Below are 17,465 nucleotides of genomic sequence, written 5' to 3'. Positions count from 1 at the left end.
GTTATGACGATTTTATCTTCTGCTATTAATCCTAAAGACCCGCAGTTTCTCACTAACGACGAGTCGATGCGCTCATTGGTTCAAGACCTTCATGAGCGCGCTGCTACTATTCGTGGCGGCGGCGGTCCAAAATACGTGGAGCGCCACCAAAGTCGAGGCAAGTTATTTGTTCGTGACCGTATTGAACATTTGCTCGATGAGGGCTCGCCGTTTTTGGAAATCGGCCAGTTCGCCGCCCACGGCGTGTATGAGCAAGACATTCCCTGCGCCGGTGTGGTTGCTGGGATTGGTCGAGTGCAAGGCGTGGAGTGCATGATTGTCGGTAACGATGCCACCGTTAAAGGCGGCACTTACTTCCCGCTGACGGTGAAAAAGCACCTGCGCGCTCAAGAAATTGCCGAGCGTTGCCACCTACCTTGTATTTATCTGGTCGACTCCGGCGGCGCTAACCTGCCAGAGCAAGACGAAGTGTTTCCCGATAAACTACACTTTGGCCGTATCTTCTACAATCAGGCGCGCATGTCGGCAAAAGGGATCCCGCAAATCGCCGTGGTCATGGGGCTGTGTACCGCTGGTGGTGCCTATGTTCCCGCCATGGCTGATGAAAGTATTATAGTCAAAGAGCAAGGCACTATTTTCCTTGCCGGCCCTCCCTTGGTTAAAGCGGCTACCGGGGAAGAAGTGAGCGCCGAAGACTTAGGCGGTGCCGATGTGCATTGTAAAACCTCCGGTGTGGCTGACCATTATGCTGACAATGACGAGCACGCCCTGTCGATTGCGCGCCAATGTATTGCCCGCACCAATCATGTACGCCCAGTCGCGCCGGTATTAAAAGAGATTAAAGCACCACGCTACGATATCCATGAGCTCTACGGCATTGTCGGCACCGACTTGAAAAAGAGCTTTGATGTGCGCGAGGTGATTGCGCGCGTCGTCGACGACTCTTCTTTTGATGAATTTAAGCGCTACTTTGGCGAGACCCTAGTGACCGGCTTTGCTGAGATTTACGGCCACCCAGTGGGCATTGTTGCTAACAACGGCGTGTTGTTTAGCGAGTCGGCGCAAAAAGGCGCGCATTTTATTCAACTGTGTGCCAAACGTAATATCCCATTGGTGTTTTTACAGAATATTACCGGCTTTATGGTCGGGCAGAAATACGAGGCCGAAGGCATCGCCAAGCACGGCGCGAAAATGGTAACCGCCGTCAGTTGTGCCGAGGTGCCTAAGTTTACCATTCTTATTGGTGGCTCGTATGGCGCTGGTAACTACGGCATGTGTGGCCGCGCCTATGAGCCGACCATGATGTGGATGTGGCCCAACGCCCGTATTTCGGTGATGGGCGGTGAACAGGCCGCAGGGGTATTAGCACAAGTGAAGCAAGATGGCCTAGCGCGCAAAGGCGAGTCCATGAGCGATGAACAGCTAAATGAATTTAAAAAGCCCATCATTGAGCAGTATGAGCGCCAAGGGCACCCCTACTACGCCAGTGCAAGGCTTTGGGACGACGGCATCATAGACCCCGCCGACACCCGCTCGGTACTCGGTTTGGCACTTGAGGCCACCACCAACGCGCCAGCGAAAGAATCCGAGTTTGGCATATTTAGGATGTAAGGAGGCGCTATGTCTGTCACATTAACAATAACTAAAAGTCGCATCGCCATCTTAACCTTGGCCCGTGTTGAAAAACACAACGCCTTTGACGATGTGCTTATCAACGAAATGATCCGCTGTATCGAGCATGCCAGCACCTTAGATGTACGCGCTTTGGTACTTAAAAGTGAAGGCAAGCACTTCTCCGCTGGGGCCGATTTAAACTGGATGAAATCCATGAAGGATAATAGCTTCGAGGATAACGTAGCTGACTCCATGGAGCTCGCACGCTTGATGCAGGTGCTGTATGAGTGTCCCCTGCCCACGGTGTGTTTAGTGCAAGGGGCCGCTTTTGGCGGCGCGCTGGGGCTCATTGCCTGTTGCGACATTGCCCTCGCCGATAGCAGCGCCAAGTTCTGCCTGTCAGAAGTCAAACTGGGGCTTATTCCTGCCGTGATCAGTCCTTACGTGATCAACGCCATGGGCGAGCGCAATGCGCGACGTTATTTCCTCACCGCAGAGGTATTTAACGCCGAGCAAGCACAAACGCTCGGGCTGATCCACGAGCTCAGTGACGATCTGGACGCCAGCGCCGAGCAACTGCTCAGTAAATTAGCCGATAATGGCCCGCAAGCAGTCAAAGCAGCGAAGCGCCTAATTGCCGAGGTGGCTCATCAGCCCATCGATGATTCTTTACGCCAACTGACCGCCGAGCGTATCGCCGCGATCCGCGTCAGCGACGAGGGCCAAACTGGGCTTACGGCGTTTTTTGAAAAGCAAGCTCCAGCCTGGCAACAACAAGGATAAGCTATGTTAAAACGAATTTTAATCGCCAATCGCGGTGAAATCGCCTGCCGCATTATCCGCAGTGCTAAGGCCATGGGGCTGCACACCATCGCCGTTTATTCCGACGCCGATGCCAATGCACAACACGTTAAATTAGCCGATAGTGCCTTTCATATTGGTCCGGCGCCAAGCAAATCATCCTATTTAGATATTGAGACCTTGTTTCGCGTTGCCAAGCAGGCGGCGGCCGACTGCATTCATCCCGGTTACGGCTTCCTATCTGAAAACGAAGCCTTTGCCGAGCGCTGCGAGCGCGAAGGCCTGACGTTTATTGGCCCCAGTGCCAAAAGCATCGAAGCCATGGGCTCTAAAACCCGCGCCAAAGAAATTATGGCAGCGGCTAATGTGCCACTGGTTCCCGGTTATTATGGCGACCAACAAGACACCGAGTTTTTACGCCAAGAGGCGGATAAAATCGGTTACCCCGTACTTATTAAGGCAGCCTATGGCGGCGGCGGTAAAGGCATGCGCGTAGTGCGCGACAAAGCCGACTTCGTCGAGCACCTTGAGGGCGCAAAACGCGAGGCAGCCAGCAGTTTTGGCAATGATCTGGTGCTCATTGAACGCTATGTGGACACCCCGCGTCACGTTGAAGTGCAAGTGTTTGCCGATAAGTCGGGAAATTGCATCTACCTTGGCGATCGCGACTGCTCTTTGCAGCGCCGTCACCAAAAAGTGATTGAAGAGGCCCCCGCCCCCGGACTCAGTGATGCCTTACGCACCGCTATGGGCGAAGCCGCTGTGCGCTGTGCGCAGGCCATTGATTATGTCGGCGCCGGTACGGTGGAGTTTTTACTCTGTGGTGAAGAGTTCTTCTTTATGGAGATGAACACCCGACTACAGGTTGAGCACCCGGTCACGGAGATGGTCACCGGGGTTGATTTAGTGAAATGGCAAATTGCCATTGCTTCAGGGCAGCCTTTGCCATTAACGCAAGAGCAGGTACGCATTAGCGGGCACAGCTTTGAAGCACGCATTTACGCCGAAGACCCGGCGCAGCAATTTATGCCCAGTAGCGGCACCCTCACCCATGTGCAATTTCCACCGGCCAGCGCACAGATACGTATTGATACCGGGGTGACCAGTGGCGATGAAATAAGTCCGTTTTACGACCCCATGGTAGCCAAACTTATTGTTACCGGCGATGACCGTGAGCAGGCCTTAGCGCTTTTGGCTGATGCCCTAAAACAAACTCATATTGCCGGGGTAAAAGCGAATATTGGCTTTTTATTGGCGCTGACTCAAGCCGAGCCGTTGCAACAAGGCACCATGGATACCCACTTTATCGACAGTCACAGCGACGCATTGACCGTTGAGCCCCAAGCCGATGCCCATACATTGGCGATGGCCGCTTGGGTGTATTTCTGCCAATTAAATACCCAGCAATCGAGCGCCTCACCGTGGCAACGTTTAGCGGGCTTTAAGCTCAACTCAGTCAATGAAGTTGCCGTGCCGCTTATTGGTCACGATGTGGTTATGCATGTGGCCACCACCGGGATGTCGGTGGATATTGATGGTCAGCGCTATAACATTAATGGCGAACGCCATGGCAACCACTATGTGGTGGTGGTCGATGGCCAGCGCTTTAGCGCCGATGCCACCGTTGATAGCGAGCATTTGTGTGTAATGCGTGACGCCCAACAATTCCAGTTTGAGCTGGCATCGAAGCACTACATCGGCGCTGAGCAAAGTGCCAACGACGCCCTTGCCGCGCCAATGAATGGCACAGTGGTCAAACACCTGCAAGCGCTTGGCGCTGAGGTCTCTCAAGGCGATGCCATCGTGGTCATGGAAGCCATGAAAATGGAATATACGCTTAATGCCCCTCATGATGGCGTGTTAAGCAGTTATTGCTATGGCGAGGGTGAGCTCGTTAGTCATGGCGCGTTACTTGCTGTGGTCGAGGAGCAAAGCTAATGGCCATGCCTAATCAAGTGCGCATCGTCGAAGTTGGGGCCCGCGATGGCCTGCAAAACGAAACCAGTGTGCCCTTGGCTGCCAAGGTCGCGCTGATAAATGGTTTATGTGACGCTGGGCTTAAACATATTGAGGGTGGCGCCTTTGTTTCACCGAAGTGGGTGCCACAAATGGCCGACTCCAGCGCGGTATTTGCCGCTATTGAGCGCCCCAATGAAGTATTATTCAGCGCCCTGACCCCCAACCTAAAAGGAGCTGAGCTTGCACTGCAAGCCGGGGTGGGCGAATTTGCTATTTTTACTGCGGCCAGTGAAGCCTTCACCAACAAAAACATTAATTGCAGCATTGATGAGAGCATTGAGCGCTTTCGCCCAGTGGTGGCTTTAGCTCAGGCTAACGGCATCAAGGTGCGCGGCTATGTAAGCTGTGTGCTGGGGTGCCCGTATCAAGGTGAGGTTAGCGCTCTAAAGGTGCTCGAGGTCAGCCAGCAGCTGCTCGATTTAGGCTGTTACGAAGTCAGCCTTGGCGACACCATTGGTGTGGGCACTGCCAATCAAGTAGAAAGCCTGCTGAGCGTGCTATTGCAAGATATTAGCGCTGACAAGCTGGCGGTACACTTTCATGATACCTACGGCCAAGCCATCAGTAACATCTACACGGCGCTCAAAATGGGGATTGCCACCATTGACAGTGCCGTGGCGGGACTCGGTGGTTGCCCCTACGCCAAAGGCGCGTCAGGAAATGTTGCCACCGAAGATGTGGTTTATCTATTACAAAAGCTTGGCATCAACCCAGGTATTGATTTACAAAGATTGGCACAGACAGGCGCAGCAATATGCCGCGCCCTTGATAAACAACCACAAAGCAAGGTCGCAAACGCCGTTCTTGCCCACTGTGACCAATAACAACAACGAAGGAGTGCGTAGACATGTCCGGTTTTGACAAAGTAGTCACCAGTTACGCCGATGCAATGGCGGGAATTAAAGACGGTGACACCGTGATCGCAGGCGGCTTTGGCCTGTGCGGGATCCCAGAAGGCCTCATTAGTGAAATTAAACGCCTAGGGGTGAAAGACCTCACCGTGGTTTCTAATAACTGTGGCGTGGATGACTTCGGCCTTGGTGTGCTGCTCGAAGATAAACAAATTAAAAAAATCATGGCGTCTTACGTCGGTGAAAACGCCTTGTTTGAAAAGCAAATGCTGGACGGCGAATTAGAAGTCGAGCTCACCCCACAAGGCACCTTAGCTGAGAAGATGCGCGCCGGCGGTGCCGGTATTCCAGCCTTTTACACCGCCACTGGCTACGGCACACCAGTCGCCGAAGGCAAAGAAGTGAAAGAGTTTAATGGTCGCCCCTATATTCTCGAAGAATCAGTCACCGGTGAGTTTGCCATTGTTAAGGCGTGGAAAGCCGACCGCTATGGCAACTTGGTTTTTCGCCATACGGCCATGAACTTCAACCCCATGGCCGCAACGGCGGGTAAAATTACCGTTGCTGAGGTGGAAGAGATTGTCGAGCCGGGCGAGTTGGAGCCCAGCCAAATCCATACCCCAGGGATTTACGTTAATCGCGTTATCAAAGGCGATTTTGAAAAACGTATTGAACGTGTTACCACACGCACTGCCTAAGGAGTACTGAGCATGTCATTAAACCGCGAACAAATCGCCCAACGTGTGGCGCAAGAGCTCGAAGACGGATATTACGTTAACCTAGGTATTGGTATTCCCACGCTGGTGGCCAACTATGTACCGCACGGCATTGAGGTAATGTTGCAATCAGAAAACGGGTTATTGGGTATGGGTCCCTACCCCAGCGAAGATGAGCTCGATGCTGATATGATCAATGCGGGTAAAGAAACCGTTACAGCAGCCACAGGTGCAGCCATATTTAATAGCGCCGATAGCTTTGCCATGATCCGTGGTGGTCATGTAGACTTGACGGTACTCGGTGCATTTGAAGTGGATCAGCAAGGCAACATCGCCTCGTGGATGATCCCCAAGAAACTAATCAAAGGCATGGGCGGCGCCATGGATCTCGTGGCGGGGGCGAAAAACATTATCGTCACCATGACCCATGCAAGTAAGCACGGTGATTCGAAGTTGCTAGAGCAATGTACACTGCCGCTAACCGGCGTAAATTGCGTTAAAAAGATAGTGACTGACCTCGCAGTGCTAGAAGTCAAAGACGGCGCGTTCCATTTGCTAGAGCGCGCACCCGGTGTTAGTGTTGATGAAATAATCAGCAAAACCGCAGGGAAACTCATCGTTGAAGGCGATGTTCCCGAGATGCGCTTTGACTAACGGGATACCCCGTTAATGTACCATCCTCATTCCCAGTGCTAGTTGGCACTGTGTTACCCAAAACCCCTCATTTGAGGGGTTTTTTTTATGCTTTAAATAACTAAACATATTTTCTTACATTTGTAACTCTCCAGTGCTCGCATCGATGATGCCGCTGGTTACAAAATCATGCTAAGTTACTACTGGACTCATAAATAGAATAACAAGGACTACCATGAATAAGATGTCTTTAAGCGCGATTAGTGTTGCCGTGATGTTATCCCTCAGCGGCTGCGCAAGCACTGCGTCGCAAACAAATACCTCCGCAAACCAACAGGCGGAACAAACTGCAGCGCCAGCGCTGCCATTCGTTAATATCGATTATCAAACGTTCACCTTGGACAATGGCCTAACCGTGGTGGTGCACACCGACCGTAAAGCGCCAATTGTGGCGGTGAACGTGTGGTATGACGTGGGCGCTAAAAACGAACAGGTGGGTAAAACCGGCTTTGCGCACTTGTTTGAGCACTTAATGTTTAATGGCACCGAAAACTACGACGACGAGTATTTCGGACCATTCGAGCGCGCGGGTGCCACCGAGCAAAATGGTACCACTAACTCAGATAGAACAAATTATTTCCAAAACGTCCCGACCCCTGCCCTCGATATGGCATTGTGGATGGAGTCTGACCGTATGGGCCATTTGCTTGGCGCTATCACTCAAGACAAGCTCGATGAGCAACGCGGCGTAGTACAAAATGAAAAACGCCAAGGTGAAGCTCAGCCTTATGGCACCATGTGGAATAACGTGTGGAAATACACTTTCCCACAAGGCCACCCTTATTCATGGTCAGTCATCGGCTCGATGGAAGACTTAAATGCGGCATCGTTAGACGATGTGCATCAGTGGTTTAAAGACTATTACGGCCCCAATAACGCAGTGTTAGTGCTAGCCGGTGATATTGATGTTGAGACTGCGAAGGAAAAGGCCAACAAATACTTTGGCGATATTAAACCGGGTAAACCGGTAGCCAAACTGGAAAAGTGGATAGCCAAGCGTGATGAGCAATCGCGCATGGTGATCAAAGACCGCGTACCTGCTTCGCGTATAGTGAAGGTGTGGAACACCGCAGAAAAAGGCACCACCGATGGCGAGTATTTAAACCTGCTAAGTGACGTGTTAGCCGGTGGTAAGAATTCGCGCTTGTATCAACGCTTGGTGTACGATGAGCAATTAGCATCTAACGTATTTAGCTTTAACTACCTGCGCACCTTAGCGGGTCAGCTGATCATTGGTGTTGATGCCCTTGATAAGTCACATATTGAAAAAATCGAAGCCATCATCGATGAAGAAATTGCTAACATCATTGCTAAGGGCCCCACCACTGATGAACTTAACCGTATTAAGTTCTCTAACGCCGCTGAGTGGGTAAAACAAGTAGAAGGCGTGGGCGGCTTTGGCGGTAAATCTGATGTACTTGCCTCCGGTGCCGTGTATCACAACGACCCAGGCTACTATAAACGCGCGTTTGAAATTACCAGCAACGCCACAACCAGCGATGTACAAGGCGCAGCCAAGCGCTGGCTAAGCAGTGGCGACTTTGTGTTGACCGTGCACCCATTTGCCGAGCTTAGCGCCAACGAACAAGGCGTTGATCGCTCCACTGGAGTACCGGGTGCAGGCGACGTCCCGAGTCTTGACTTGCCCGAGGTGAATACCTTTACCCTAAGTAATGGCCTTGAAGTGGTGTTATCTCAGCGCAGCGACACACCGGTGATTAATATGCGCTTAGATATATCTGCCGGTACCGCCAGTGACGATAATAGCAAGCCAGGCGTGGCCAATTTCACCGCCAATATGCTTGATGAAGGCGCCGGCGAATTATCGGCCTTGGCCCTTGCTGAAGAGCTCGAAAAACTTGGCGCATCTATCGACACCAGTGCAAGCCTTGATAAGACCTCGCTGTCGATGTCGGCCATGGCTATTAACTGGCAACAAAGCTTAGCGCTGTTTTCTGAGGTACTGCAAAACCCCAGCTTTAATGACAGCGACATTGAGCGCGTGCGCACACTCATCTTGCAGCAAATCAAGCAAGAAAAGGCACGGCCTATGAGTAATGCCCTACGTGTATTACCGCCCCTGCTCTACGGTGCCAGCCACCCTTACGGTAAACCGCTCACCGGTACTGGTAACGAAGAATCAGTAGCGGCAATTAGCCGTGATGATCTGCTCGCCTACACCGAGAAATGGATGCGCCCTGATCTTGCGCGCTTAGTGGTTGTTGGCGATATTGACCAAGCGCAATTGAAGCAGAGCCTTGAACAAGCCTTAGCAAGCTGGCAGGCACCACAGCAAGCGGCGCCTAGTTTAGATATTCCGACGGTGGACAACGCCGAGCAAGCGCGGGTCTTTGTACTTGATAAGCCAGACTCGCCGCAGTCATTGATTATTTCTGGATTGCTGGGACCAGATGCCAACGACACTGACGCCCAGCAAGAAGTGACCTTGGATATGATGAACACCATCATCGGCGGCAGTTTCACCTCACGTATGAATATGAATTTACGTGAAGACAAGGGGTGGTCTTACGGTGCTCGGACTATTTTAATGGATACCGACGCACAAAGTACGTTCTTTGTGTTTGCCCCAGTGCAAACCGATAAGACCAAAGAGTCAATGCAGGAAATTCTGAAAGAGCTTAACGGCTATATTGGCGAGCAACCAGCTACTCAAGAAGAGCTGGACAAAGTGGTTGCCAATAAAATCGCGAAACTGCCAGGTCGCTATGAGAAGAAACGTTCTCTGCTTAATGCCCTGGCTGATGCCTACGACAATGGCCGCGACGTAAGCTATTTAGAAAAATACCCGCAGCTAGTGCAACAGCCAGATGCGCAGGCTATCGCTAAGCAGGCACAGTCACTTATTAAGCCCAAGCAGCTTACATGGGTGATTGTTGGCGATGTTGCTAAAATCAAAGAGCAAATCGAAAGCTTGAACCTAGGTGAAGTCACTTACTTAGACTAAAGCTAAGGTAATATACTAAGCCCCAACTTGTTTGGGGCTTTTTTGTGTGTGAAGGCACTCGCAAAATCCCGTCCCAGCCTTTATCATTGGCGCTATTGTCAATCTCAGTAGTTAAATAGTATGTCTCTTCCTCCTTGCCCAAAATGTGATTCACAATACGTGTATCAAGACCAAAACCAATTGATTTGCCCTGAATGCGCCTATGAATGGGACCCCAATCAAATCGAAGAAGAAGAAGCGATCACAGCCAAAGACGCCAACGGCACGGAATTAAATGAAGGCGACAAGGTGACCCTTGCCAAAGACTTGAAAGTAAAAGGCAGCTCAATGGTCATGAAAATCGGCACCAAAGCCGTGATCCGCCGCATTCAAGACAGTAAAGACCATGAGCTCGACTGTAAGGTCGATGGCGTAGGTGAAATGATGGTCACCGCTAAGTTTGTGAAAAAAGCCTAACCGCGCTTTATACCCGCCTTGTTGCCTGCTGTGCTAAGCCACTAGCAGGTGGTAAGCTCACTGCCCAGCTTCGCCTTTAATACTGTGGCAGGAAATATCACAGTAGCCATATTTTAAATCAGGTTTCTATGGACAGAGAATATAAAAAGCGCATTGAGAGAGTAATCCAATACATTGAAACTCATTTAACGGAAAAAATTTCCCTTGCTGATGTGGCAAAGGTTAGCCATTTCTCGCCTTATCACTTTCATCGTATTTTTACCGGGGTTATCGGTGAAACCGTCAACGATTACATCGCTCGGCGAAGACTGGAGCGAGCTGCGAATTTATTAATCTTTAAAGACCAGCTAACAGTCACCCAAATAGCCTTAGCCTGTGGTTTTTCATCAAGTGCCAACTTCGCAAAAGCCGTTAAGCTTCACTTTGGCTTCACGCCATCACAAATACGAAACCCAGAGAAAGTTAAAAATAGCAAGATTGGAAAAATCTTTAGCAAATATGGAAAAGATTTCCATCCTCGCGATTTATATCCTGCACACATCACAAATGAAGTGATGATTAAAACTAAATCAAAGGATATAAATATGAATGTTGAGATCAAAGACCTTGATACCCAGCGCGTATGTACTTTAGTCTCACAACGAGGCTATGAGCCTGAGTCTATATATAACGCATGGGATAAAATAATTGAATGGGCAACGAATAATGGCATAAAAGCGGACGAACAACAGCGCTTTGCCTTCGCGTTTGATAACCCAACAGTCACTCCCGAGGATAAGTGCCGCTACAGCGCCTCGATAGTGGTTGGCGAAAACGTGAGCATAAAGCCGCCATTTTCGCCATCTGAAATTCCAAAAGGTAAGTATGCCGTCGTCTATTTTAAGGGCAGCCCAGAGGAGACGATTCAGGCCCAGCTAGGTATTTATTCTGACTGGCTGCCTAATAGCGGATTTGAACCCGACAACTTTCCAATGTTGGAGCGTTATCTGAATGATGCAAGAGTTGATGGCTACGTAGAAATGGAAATCTACGTTAAATTGAAAGACCTGTAGGAGAATAAAGTAGCTGCCGGCAGGAAGTTGCAAAGCTCAACAAGCTAAGCAATGTCTCTGCTGGCAGCTTCGCGGATAAAAATGATGAAATATTATTTGAAGTTTAGATCTCTCTGTTTGCTGTTAATTCTTAGCCTTTCAATGTGGGGTTATTACATATTACTGGGTAACTTAGGTGATCCTCGTGTTGCTGACTCAAGCCTAGATAGTGAGGAGATGTACGTATGGGAAGTGCTACTTCTTGCCTTATCACTGCTTTCTTTATTTTATCTTTGGGCCTGTTCTTTGGTTCATTGTTTTAAAAATAAACGTATATTCGTGGCAATTCTCATAATGCTAATCTGGCCCTTAACCTATATATACAGCCTCTATATTTTGAGCGGCCACGTCGCCAGAAACAAGGCTCGCTAATTTATAATTACATACGCGTGCCGTCGAGCCAGAGGCTGCTGTACTCAGGAGTACTTTACCAATTTGCCGCATTGAACTGCGGTAAGATTTAAATAAGGATGTTATGTGGACATACTAGCACTGCTAGCCGGGGGGTTAGCGAAAGCTTGGTACTTCGTACCGCTAATTATTATTCTCTGTGTATTCAAAAGCCCTTGGTTCAAAGGCCGCGCTGGCGAGTTTGTTATAAATAGACTGTTATCACAGTTACCCTCATCGGATTACACATTAGTGAAAGACGTAACTCTGCCAACTGAGAGCGGAACGACGCAAATAGACCACCTTGTTATTTCAGTATATGGGTTATTCGTTGTGGAAACCAAAAATATGAAAGGCTGGATATTTGGCTCTAAAACACAAAAGCAATGGACGCAAAAAATTTACCGTCATTCAACGCGTTTTCAGAACCCGCTTCATCAGAATTATAAACACACTAAAACTCTCGAGTCGCTATTGGCGATTGCACCAAATACGTTGCATTCTGTAGTTGTTTTTGTCGGTGATAGTAAGTTTAAAACCGCGATGCCAGACAACGTTACTTATGCACGAGGATGTGTGGCTTATATTAAGCAATTTACTCAGCCAGTGTTTTCAATGGCCGAGTACCATGACATTATTGCATCCATTAACGAGTTAAAGCTTAAAAAAGGCGTGGTTACTAATTTTAACCATCGTCGTCATGTAAAAGACTTGCTAGCGAACAAAGCCAACGCAAAAACGTGTTCGCGCTGCGGCTCCGCGATGGTTATTCGTAAAACCAAACGCGGCGTCAATAAAGGCGCTCAGTTTTGGGGGTGTTCAACGTTTCCGAAGTGCCGCTCAGTGGAAACACTCAGCGAAAGCGACGCATAACACACTTTGCCTAAAAACGCCCAAGCCACTCGTTGCAACTTTAGAGAAATCAAATACTATAAATGGCCACGAAGTTACCCAGTTTTCCAATGTCGGTGAGAATGTTGCCCACTCCACTCACACTGCCTGAGGTAGTTCTTAATTTACCTAATAAATTGTGATAGTTCTTTTGCGCCTTACTCAGAGGTTTGTATTTGTTTAGGCTTGTGTTTAACAAAGTGGCGTGCCCTGACAATTCTCGCTAATACGTGTTCTATCCATTGTTGGAGAAAGATTGATGTTTGACAATGAACCAAATTACAGTTCATATTCCTTAGATGAACTATTTGACGCCTACTCTTCTATCGATAAGGACAGCTTCCCGGAAAGGTTTAATTTAATTAAAAAAATTATCGCTGAAAAACAAGGTGGTGATTACCAATGCCCCAAGTGTAAGTGCAAAGGTTATGAAGCTAGTCAACTCTATGCTGCGGCTGATCGCTTAGAAAGTATTCTAGATTATGAAACCGGTAAATATGTAACCATTAGCTGCCTAGATTGTGGTTTCACTGAGTTATATAAACGCGATAGTTCGTTAAGTGCTCCGCTTGTGGACTTTTTTACCACCTAACCTTAAAGGCTAGGTGAGTAAACAGCTATATGAATAACATATATGTACGTCATCCCTATCTCACATAGCTAAAATGCTTTTTGTAATGTCCTTATCCAAATTTAGTAATCGAGTAAAAACAAGCCGCATAGTTCTTAGTGTGCAGGCGCTCACGTTTTTCTGGCTTGATTTAGGTATGGGAAACGGAGCAGGCATGGTTCATATGCATGTACAACCAAGATTAGATAGAGAGCAATAATGTTTGAGATTTATTATCAATCTAAAATTCCAACTATAGGCTGGGACTTCTATATCACGATCGCGATTACCTTATCTTTAGTCTTCTCTTTTTTCTTTCTCAAGAGGTTATATGAGGATAAGCTAAAACTGTCTAATTTAATGGATTTTAGATTGCTATTTTCGTTGGTTTTTTTGTATTTTCTCACTGAAATTTATAGCTATTATGAATTGTTTGAAACGATAGAAAGAATTGAGTCTGGGGAGTTGGTTTCTGTTGAAGGTATAATAACAGATCTGAAAACTGAAAATTTTAACAGTCGAAAGGAGAGCTTTAAAGTTGGAAAGGTTAGTTTTGATTATAATGATGTTGTCACTAGTGGCCTGTTTTTCGCCAACAGAGCACATGACTCAAAAGTAATAAAAGAGGGGAATAGAGTTAAAATATCTTATTTGCCCGAAGAGGATGATAACTTAATTTTTGAGATTAAAGTTTTTAAGCCTAAAGGTAAATAATAAGAGTCATACTCACGGTTAAGCGATGATAAGAGAATGACAGCCTGTTAGTGGACTTTGTTAATCGCCTAGACCATGATTTGAAGCGAAGTGCAAAGAAACCAATTCCAAACCTTAATGCGCCTACTAGGGAAAAGCCAATTGCATCCAAAAGGCTCCCCGATGATTGGTCGCTAATTGAGGAATAACATAGGCTTAATGCTGGTAGAGCGAAAATCATGGGAAAGGTCATCCCTATCTCACATAGCTAAAATGCTTTTTGTAATGTCCTTATCCAAATTTAGTAATCGAGTAAAAACAAGCCGCATAGTTCTTAGTGTGCAGGCGCTCACGTTTTTCTGGCTTGATTTAGGTATGGGAAACGGAGCAGGCATGGTTCATATGCATGTACCCAAGATTAGATAGAGAGCAATAATGTTTGAGATTTATTATCAATCTAAAATTCCAACTATAGGCTGGGACTTCTATATCAAGATCGCGATTACCTTATCTTTAATCTTATCTTTTTTCTTTCTTAGAAGGTTATACGAGGATAAGCTAAAGCTTTCTAATTTAATGGATTTTAGATTACTGTTTTCGTTAGCTTTGTTTTATTTGACTGCTAACATTCATGCTTATTATAAAAGAATTGAATCTGGAAAGTTGGTTTATGTTGAAGGTATAATAAAAGAGTTAGATATTAGTAGCTCTAGCAGTCGAAGTGAGAGCTTTAAAGTTGGAAAGGTTAGTTTTGGTTATAATGATTTTGGCACTAGCGGCATGTTTTTCGCCAACAGAGCGCATGATTCAAAAGTAATAAAAGAGGGTAATAGAGTTAAAATATCTTATTTGCCCGAAGAGGATGATAACTTAATTTTTGAGATTAAAGTTTTTAAGCCTAACGTTAAATAATAAGAGTCATACTCACGGTTAAACAATGAGAAGAGAATGATTGCCTGTTAGTGAACTTTGTTAATCGCCTAGACCATGATTTGAAGCGAAGAGAAAAGAGACCAATTCCAAACCTTAATGCGCCTACCAAGGGAAAAGCCATTTGCACCCAAAAGGCTCCCCAATGATTGGTCGTTAGTTGAGGAATAACATAAACTTATTGCTGGTAGAGCGAAAATCATGGGAAAGATTTTGATGCCTTCCCTTGATTTTTCTCCTCACTATTTATATCGCTTCTGATTTCATCCTTCCTTAAATAGTTGGGTAAGTCCTTTGGCTAAGGTCCGCAACAGCCGGGAGCGCAGCGAGTCGGCTGCTTGCGTTTGCTATGCATTTTTCCCTAGCAACTGTGAGACCGTAACAAATTTGTAGCCCTTTGCTCTCAGCCCCTTAATTATTGGCCCTATAGCGTCTCGCGACTCTTTGTTTTTAGACCCCAAAACGTGTAAAAGAATAATTGAACCTGGAGTAGAAGAGTTAACAACATACTCTGCGATAGACGCAGAACTTCCTGCAACTTTAGGATAGGTTTCAGGCTCAACGTTCCATGTGATTGTTTTTATTCCTTCCGAATTCAAATAATAGGGCAAAACAAAAAGCTTTTTACCATACGGAGGCCTAAAATATATTTCACCCTCGAATCCAATCTGGCGAATTAAGGCTGTAGTGGAGTCGATTTCCTCCCTCACCTCGTCAAGCCCCATTAACGTCATATTTTTATGGTTGTACGAATGATTGCCTATCTGATGACCTGCGTTAACCAGATCTATAGCCGATTGCTTGTTTTGTTGAATTCCCGACCCATTGAGGAAGAACGTACCCTTCACATCATGCTCTTCGAGGATATTCAACACTTGAGTGGTATATTTCGCCCCCCAAGGACCATCATCAAATGTTAAGGAGATAACCTTTTCATTCGTTTCGGCCTTTGCGACTACCTCTCCAAAAACCTGAAAAGTTCTTGATTTACTTATATTCCAAGCTCCCAAGACCATTACTACAGAGAGAGTCAATATCGTCAGGTATACTCTTTTCAATGGGTTCCATCCTTATTTTCATAATGCTTGATAAAAAGCAAAAAATAGCAGGCAAAATAAGCGACCAAGGAGCGCACGCCTGTTGTTTTACGCCCACAGTTTAACTAACTTGTTATACGGAAAATACACCAATCATAATCAAAGCGACTAGTAAAAAAGCCATAATAAAGTATTTACCGAGCCCCTGAACCAATTTCATTTCTTGTTGGTAAGCTACCCTTGCTTTGTTTACTTCACTTTCGTTCTTGCCAAAACAATATGGGCAATCTTCAAAGTCCTCTGAAACAGGTAAACTACATTTAATACATTGTCTGGGTGCTCTAGTGCGAAGACTCGGCACTCCGAGCAGAAAGCTAACTTCGTTCGCTTCAGTCACCCCCGAATAGCCAACATCTTTACTTAACCTTCGCCTAGATGTATTTAATTGAGCTTTCTTATACTCTTTATCCAGCTTAATTTTTTCGGCATCACTCAGCAATAGCTCTTGTGGTAACTCAAAACTACAAAATTCACAATGCGATAATCTTCGATTGAAAATAGTCTTATCGCAACTTGGGCATTTAAATTTCATATTTTATATTTTATATTTTACTGCAATGTAACGCCCAACTTAGGGGCAATAACACGCCAGGCTAAACTGGGAGCGAAGCGTCTGGGCCTGCGTGTTATTGTCCCAGTGAGCGCCAGAGAACGGCACAGTTGTTTGTTATGTGCCAACATAGTCACGGAGGTCTATGAGTTCAAAAAGAGTTTTCTCTAAAGCTTCTAGCTCTTCTTCCCGATCGAAACCTTTACAGCCATGGTAGTGATGCACTGTTTTTATATTGCTCGCAAACTGTAAAGATAAAACTGTGCTAGGGTGATCTGTCCATTCTTCGCTACAAGGACTTTCTTCTCCCTCTCCGACCCACCCATAATCATCGCGGAATTTTTGAAAGCTATTCTCATCAAGAAGGCGCAGAATTCTTTGGAATAGATCGGGGTTGCTGGGAAGCCGATATGTACCCAATAGTTTAGTATGGGCATCCCCTCTATAGACAATTACTCCATCAGAGAAAACGTCAACTCTATAAGCAGGGCATGTGCCAAAACAAGTAGTAGTTTCCATGCTAAAAGCATCTGCGGGACTATGGTTGGCCATCAATCCAATTGATATAAAGGACAGTAAAAAAACAGCGTATTTCATAGATTCATCCTTGGCACATAACGCCCGCCTAAGAGGCGGAAAATGCTTGGCTAAAATTAGCGAGGAACGAGCATCAGCCAAGCTTTAGACGTCCATTCATTCATGTGATTGTTAGGTATACTTTCCACCAAATTCTTTGTAACACTTTGGAAAGTAACCCCAAACTCTTACAAATGAATCTGTCGCTTCAAATTCAAAGCCGATGTGTTGAATAAGGTTTAGAACCTTTTCAGACAAATCAATATCAATCCACTCAACACTCAGCAGTGGAAATGGCAAGTGATAGTACCATTCGCTATCCCAATCAGAAATGTAACCGTTAACCACCTTTGTTCGATAACATGGCTTTCTGAAAATTCACGAACCTCAGAAATAAGCTCATTCCATTTGGTATTGTTGGCTGCCCCAACCAACTGTCTCTCAGCAATAATACTCTTTGCTTGTTTTTTATACTTTTCATCAGAAACGGCATCAGCCATTGGCAGCAGATTCATTGGTATA

The 17,465-nt window shown here is 46.6% G+C and carries 16 protein-coding genes and 1 pseudogene; 13 read left to right on the top strand and 4 right to left on the bottom strand.

The genetic code is table 11. From position 1 onward, the window contains the following. The first annotated feature begins 3 nt into the window (after positions 1–3). The 13 genes from W04_RS16285 to W04_RS16220 all read left to right on the top strand — a co-directional run bounded on the left by W04_RS16285 (position 4) and on the right by W04_RS16220 (position 14,702). Positions 4–1,611 carry a carboxyl transferase domain-containing protein gene (locus W04_RS16285; protein ID WP_045978807.1) on the top strand — a complete coding sequence of 536 codons (1,608 nt, stop codon included), beginning with the start codon at positions 4–6 and terminating at the stop codon, positions 1,609–1,611. A gap of 9 nt (positions 1,612–1,620) precedes the next feature. Next, positions 1,621–2,397 (top strand): enoyl-CoA hydratase-related protein, encoded by a 777-nt coding sequence (locus tag W04_RS16280; RefSeq protein ID WP_053911614.1) that lies wholly within the window; start codon positions 1,621–1,623, stop codon positions 2,395–2,397. A 3-nt stretch (positions 2,398–2,400) separates the two neighbouring features. Continuing rightward, a complete protein-coding gene (locus W04_RS16275; RefSeq protein WP_053911613.1) occupies positions 2,401–4,353 on the top strand; it encodes an acetyl/propionyl/methylcrotonyl-CoA carboxylase subunit alpha in 1,953 nt (650 codons plus the stop codon). Continuing rightward, on the top strand, positions 4,353–5,258 hold the full coding sequence (locus W04_RS16270; protein ID WP_053911612.1) for a hydroxymethylglutaryl-CoA lyase: 906 nt from the start codon (positions 4,353–4,355) through the stop codon (positions 5,256–5,258). Before W04_RS16275 ends, W04_RS16270 begins: the two co-directional genes overlap by 1 nt. Positions 5,259–5,281: 23 nt before the next feature. Then, complete coding sequence (locus tag W04_RS16265) at positions 5,282–5,983, top strand: CoA transferase subunit A (protein ID WP_053911611.1); 702 nt, start codon at positions 5,282–5,284, stop codon at positions 5,981–5,983. 12 nt (positions 5,984–5,995) lie between these two features. Beyond that, on the top strand, positions 5,996–6,655 hold the full coding sequence (locus tag W04_RS16260) for a CoA transferase subunit B (protein ID WP_045978812.1): 660 nt from the start codon (positions 5,996–5,998) through the stop codon (positions 6,653–6,655). Positions 6,656–6,869: 214 nt separating this feature from the next. After that, the gene (locus tag W04_RS16255; RefSeq protein ID WP_053911610.1) at positions 6,870–9,659 is read left to right on the top strand and encodes a pitrilysin family protein; all 2,790 of its coding nucleotides are present in this window, start codon (positions 6,870–6,872) and stop codon (positions 9,657–9,659) included. Positions 9,660–9,779: 120 nt separating this feature from the next. Beyond that, on the top strand, positions 9,780–10,115 hold the full coding sequence (locus tag W04_RS16250; protein WP_045978814.1) for a zinc ribbon domain-containing protein YjdM: 336 nt from the start codon (positions 9,780–9,782) through the stop codon (positions 10,113–10,115). A 128-nt stretch (positions 10,116–10,243) separates the two neighbouring features. Beyond that, positions 10,244–11,167 (top strand): GyrI-like domain-containing protein, encoded by a 924-nt coding sequence (locus tag W04_RS16245; RefSeq protein ID WP_045978815.1) that lies wholly within the window; start codon positions 10,244–10,246, stop codon positions 11,165–11,167. A gap of 516 nt (positions 11,168–11,683) precedes the next feature. Next, positions 11,684–12,469: a nuclease-related domain-containing protein gene (locus tag W04_RS16235; protein ID WP_053911608.1), complete on the top strand. Its 786-nt coding sequence runs from the start codon at positions 11,684–11,686 to the stop codon at positions 12,467–12,469. A gap of 277 nt (positions 12,470–12,746) precedes the next feature. Continuing rightward, the gene (locus W04_RS16230) at positions 12,747–13,079 is read left to right on the top strand and encodes a zinc ribbon domain-containing protein (RefSeq protein WP_053911607.1); all 333 of its coding nucleotides are present in this window, start codon (positions 12,747–12,749) and stop codon (positions 13,077–13,079) included. 237 nt (positions 13,080–13,316) lie between these two features. Then, positions 13,317–13,811 (top strand): hypothetical protein, encoded by a 495-nt coding sequence (locus W04_RS16225; RefSeq protein ID WP_053911606.1) that lies wholly within the window; start codon positions 13,317–13,319, stop codon positions 13,809–13,811. A gap of 414 nt (positions 13,812–14,225) precedes the next feature. Beyond that, positions 14,226–14,702, top strand: coding sequence for a hypothetical protein (locus W04_RS16220; protein WP_053911605.1), 477 nt, complete (start codon positions 14,226–14,228; stop codon positions 14,700–14,702). 365 nt (positions 14,703–15,067) lie between these two features. On the opposite strand, the gene W04_RS16215 is transcribed toward W04_RS16220, so the two are convergent. The 4 genes and pseudogenes from W04_RS16215 to W04_RS19190 form a co-directional block, all read right to left on the bottom strand. Beyond that, a complete protein-coding gene (locus tag W04_RS16215) occupies positions 15,068–15,778 on the bottom strand; it encodes a polysaccharide deacetylase family protein (RefSeq protein WP_082342266.1) in 711 nt (236 codons plus the stop codon). Positions 15,779–15,890: 112 nt separating this feature from the next. Further along, entirely contained in the window at positions 15,891–16,349 is a 459-nt protein-coding gene (locus tag W04_RS16210) for a hypothetical protein (RefSeq protein WP_053911603.1), read from the bottom strand. 135 nt (positions 16,350–16,484) lie between these two features. Further along, a complete protein-coding gene (locus W04_RS16205; protein WP_053911602.1) occupies positions 16,485–16,964 on the bottom strand; it encodes a DUF6438 domain-containing protein in 480 nt (159 codons plus the stop codon). A 111-nt stretch (positions 16,965–17,075) separates the two neighbouring features. Further along, positions 17,076–17,443: pseudogene (locus tag W04_RS19190) on the bottom strand (DUF6678 family protein). Positions 17,444–17,465 lie beyond the last annotated feature (22 nt).

The organism is Pseudoalteromonas sp. SW0106-04, from assembly GCF_001293805.1.
Lineage (GTDB): Bacteria > Pseudomonadota > Gammaproteobacteria > Enterobacterales > Alteromonadaceae > Pseudoalteromonas > Pseudoalteromonas ruthenica.
This window is presented reverse-complemented; position numbering and strand designations above follow the sequence as displayed.

What these genes read in the sequence shown, in the direction of transcription:
- W04_RS16255 (WP_053911610.1), top strand. Translation starts at nt 6,870, where the DNA reads ATGAATAAGATGTCTTTAAGCGCGATTAGTGTTGCCGTGATGTTATCC.
- W04_RS16210 (WP_053911603.1), bottom strand. Translation starts at nt 16,349, where the DNA reads ATGAAATTTAAATGCCCAAGTTGCGATAAGACTATTTTCAATCGAAGA.
- W04_RS16270 (WP_053911612.1), top strand. Translation starts at nt 4,353, where the DNA reads ATGGCCATGCCTAATCAAGTGCGCATCGTCGAAGTTGGGGCCCGCGAT.
- W04_RS16285 (WP_045978807.1), top strand. Translation starts at nt 4, where the DNA reads ATGACGATTTTATCTTCTGCTATTAATCCTAAAGACCCGCAGTTTCTC.
- W04_RS16205 (WP_053911602.1), bottom strand. Translation starts at nt 16,964, where the DNA reads ATGAAATACGCTGTTTTTTTACTGTCCTTTATATCAATTGGATTGATG.
- W04_RS16220 (WP_053911605.1), top strand. Translation starts at nt 14,226, where the DNA reads ATGTTTGAGATTTATTATCAATCTAAAATTCCAACTATAGGCTGGGAC.
- W04_RS16230 (WP_053911607.1), top strand. Translation starts at nt 12,747, where the DNA reads ATGTTTGACAATGAACCAAATTACAGTTCATATTCCTTAGATGAACTA.
- W04_RS16265 (WP_053911611.1), top strand. Translation starts at nt 5,282, where the DNA reads ATGTCCGGTTTTGACAAAGTAGTCACCAGTTACGCCGATGCAATGGCG.
- W04_RS16245 (WP_045978815.1), top strand. Translation starts at nt 10,244, where the DNA reads ATGGACAGAGAATATAAAAAGCGCATTGAGAGAGTAATCCAATACATT.
- W04_RS16250 (WP_045978814.1), top strand. Translation starts at nt 9,780, where the DNA reads ATGTCTCTTCCTCCTTGCCCAAAATGTGATTCACAATACGTGTATCAA.
- W04_RS16225 (WP_053911606.1), top strand. Translation starts at nt 13,317, where the DNA reads ATGTTTGAGATTTATTATCAATCTAAAATTCCAACTATAGGCTGGGAC.
- W04_RS16275 (WP_053911613.1), top strand. Translation starts at nt 2,401, where the DNA reads ATGTTAAAACGAATTTTAATCGCCAATCGCGGTGAAATCGCCTGCCGC.
- W04_RS16260 (WP_045978812.1), top strand. Translation starts at nt 5,996, where the DNA reads ATGTCATTAAACCGCGAACAAATCGCCCAACGTGTGGCGCAAGAGCTC.
- W04_RS16280 (WP_053911614.1), top strand. Translation starts at nt 1,621, where the DNA reads ATGTCTGTCACATTAACAATAACTAAAAGTCGCATCGCCATCTTAACC.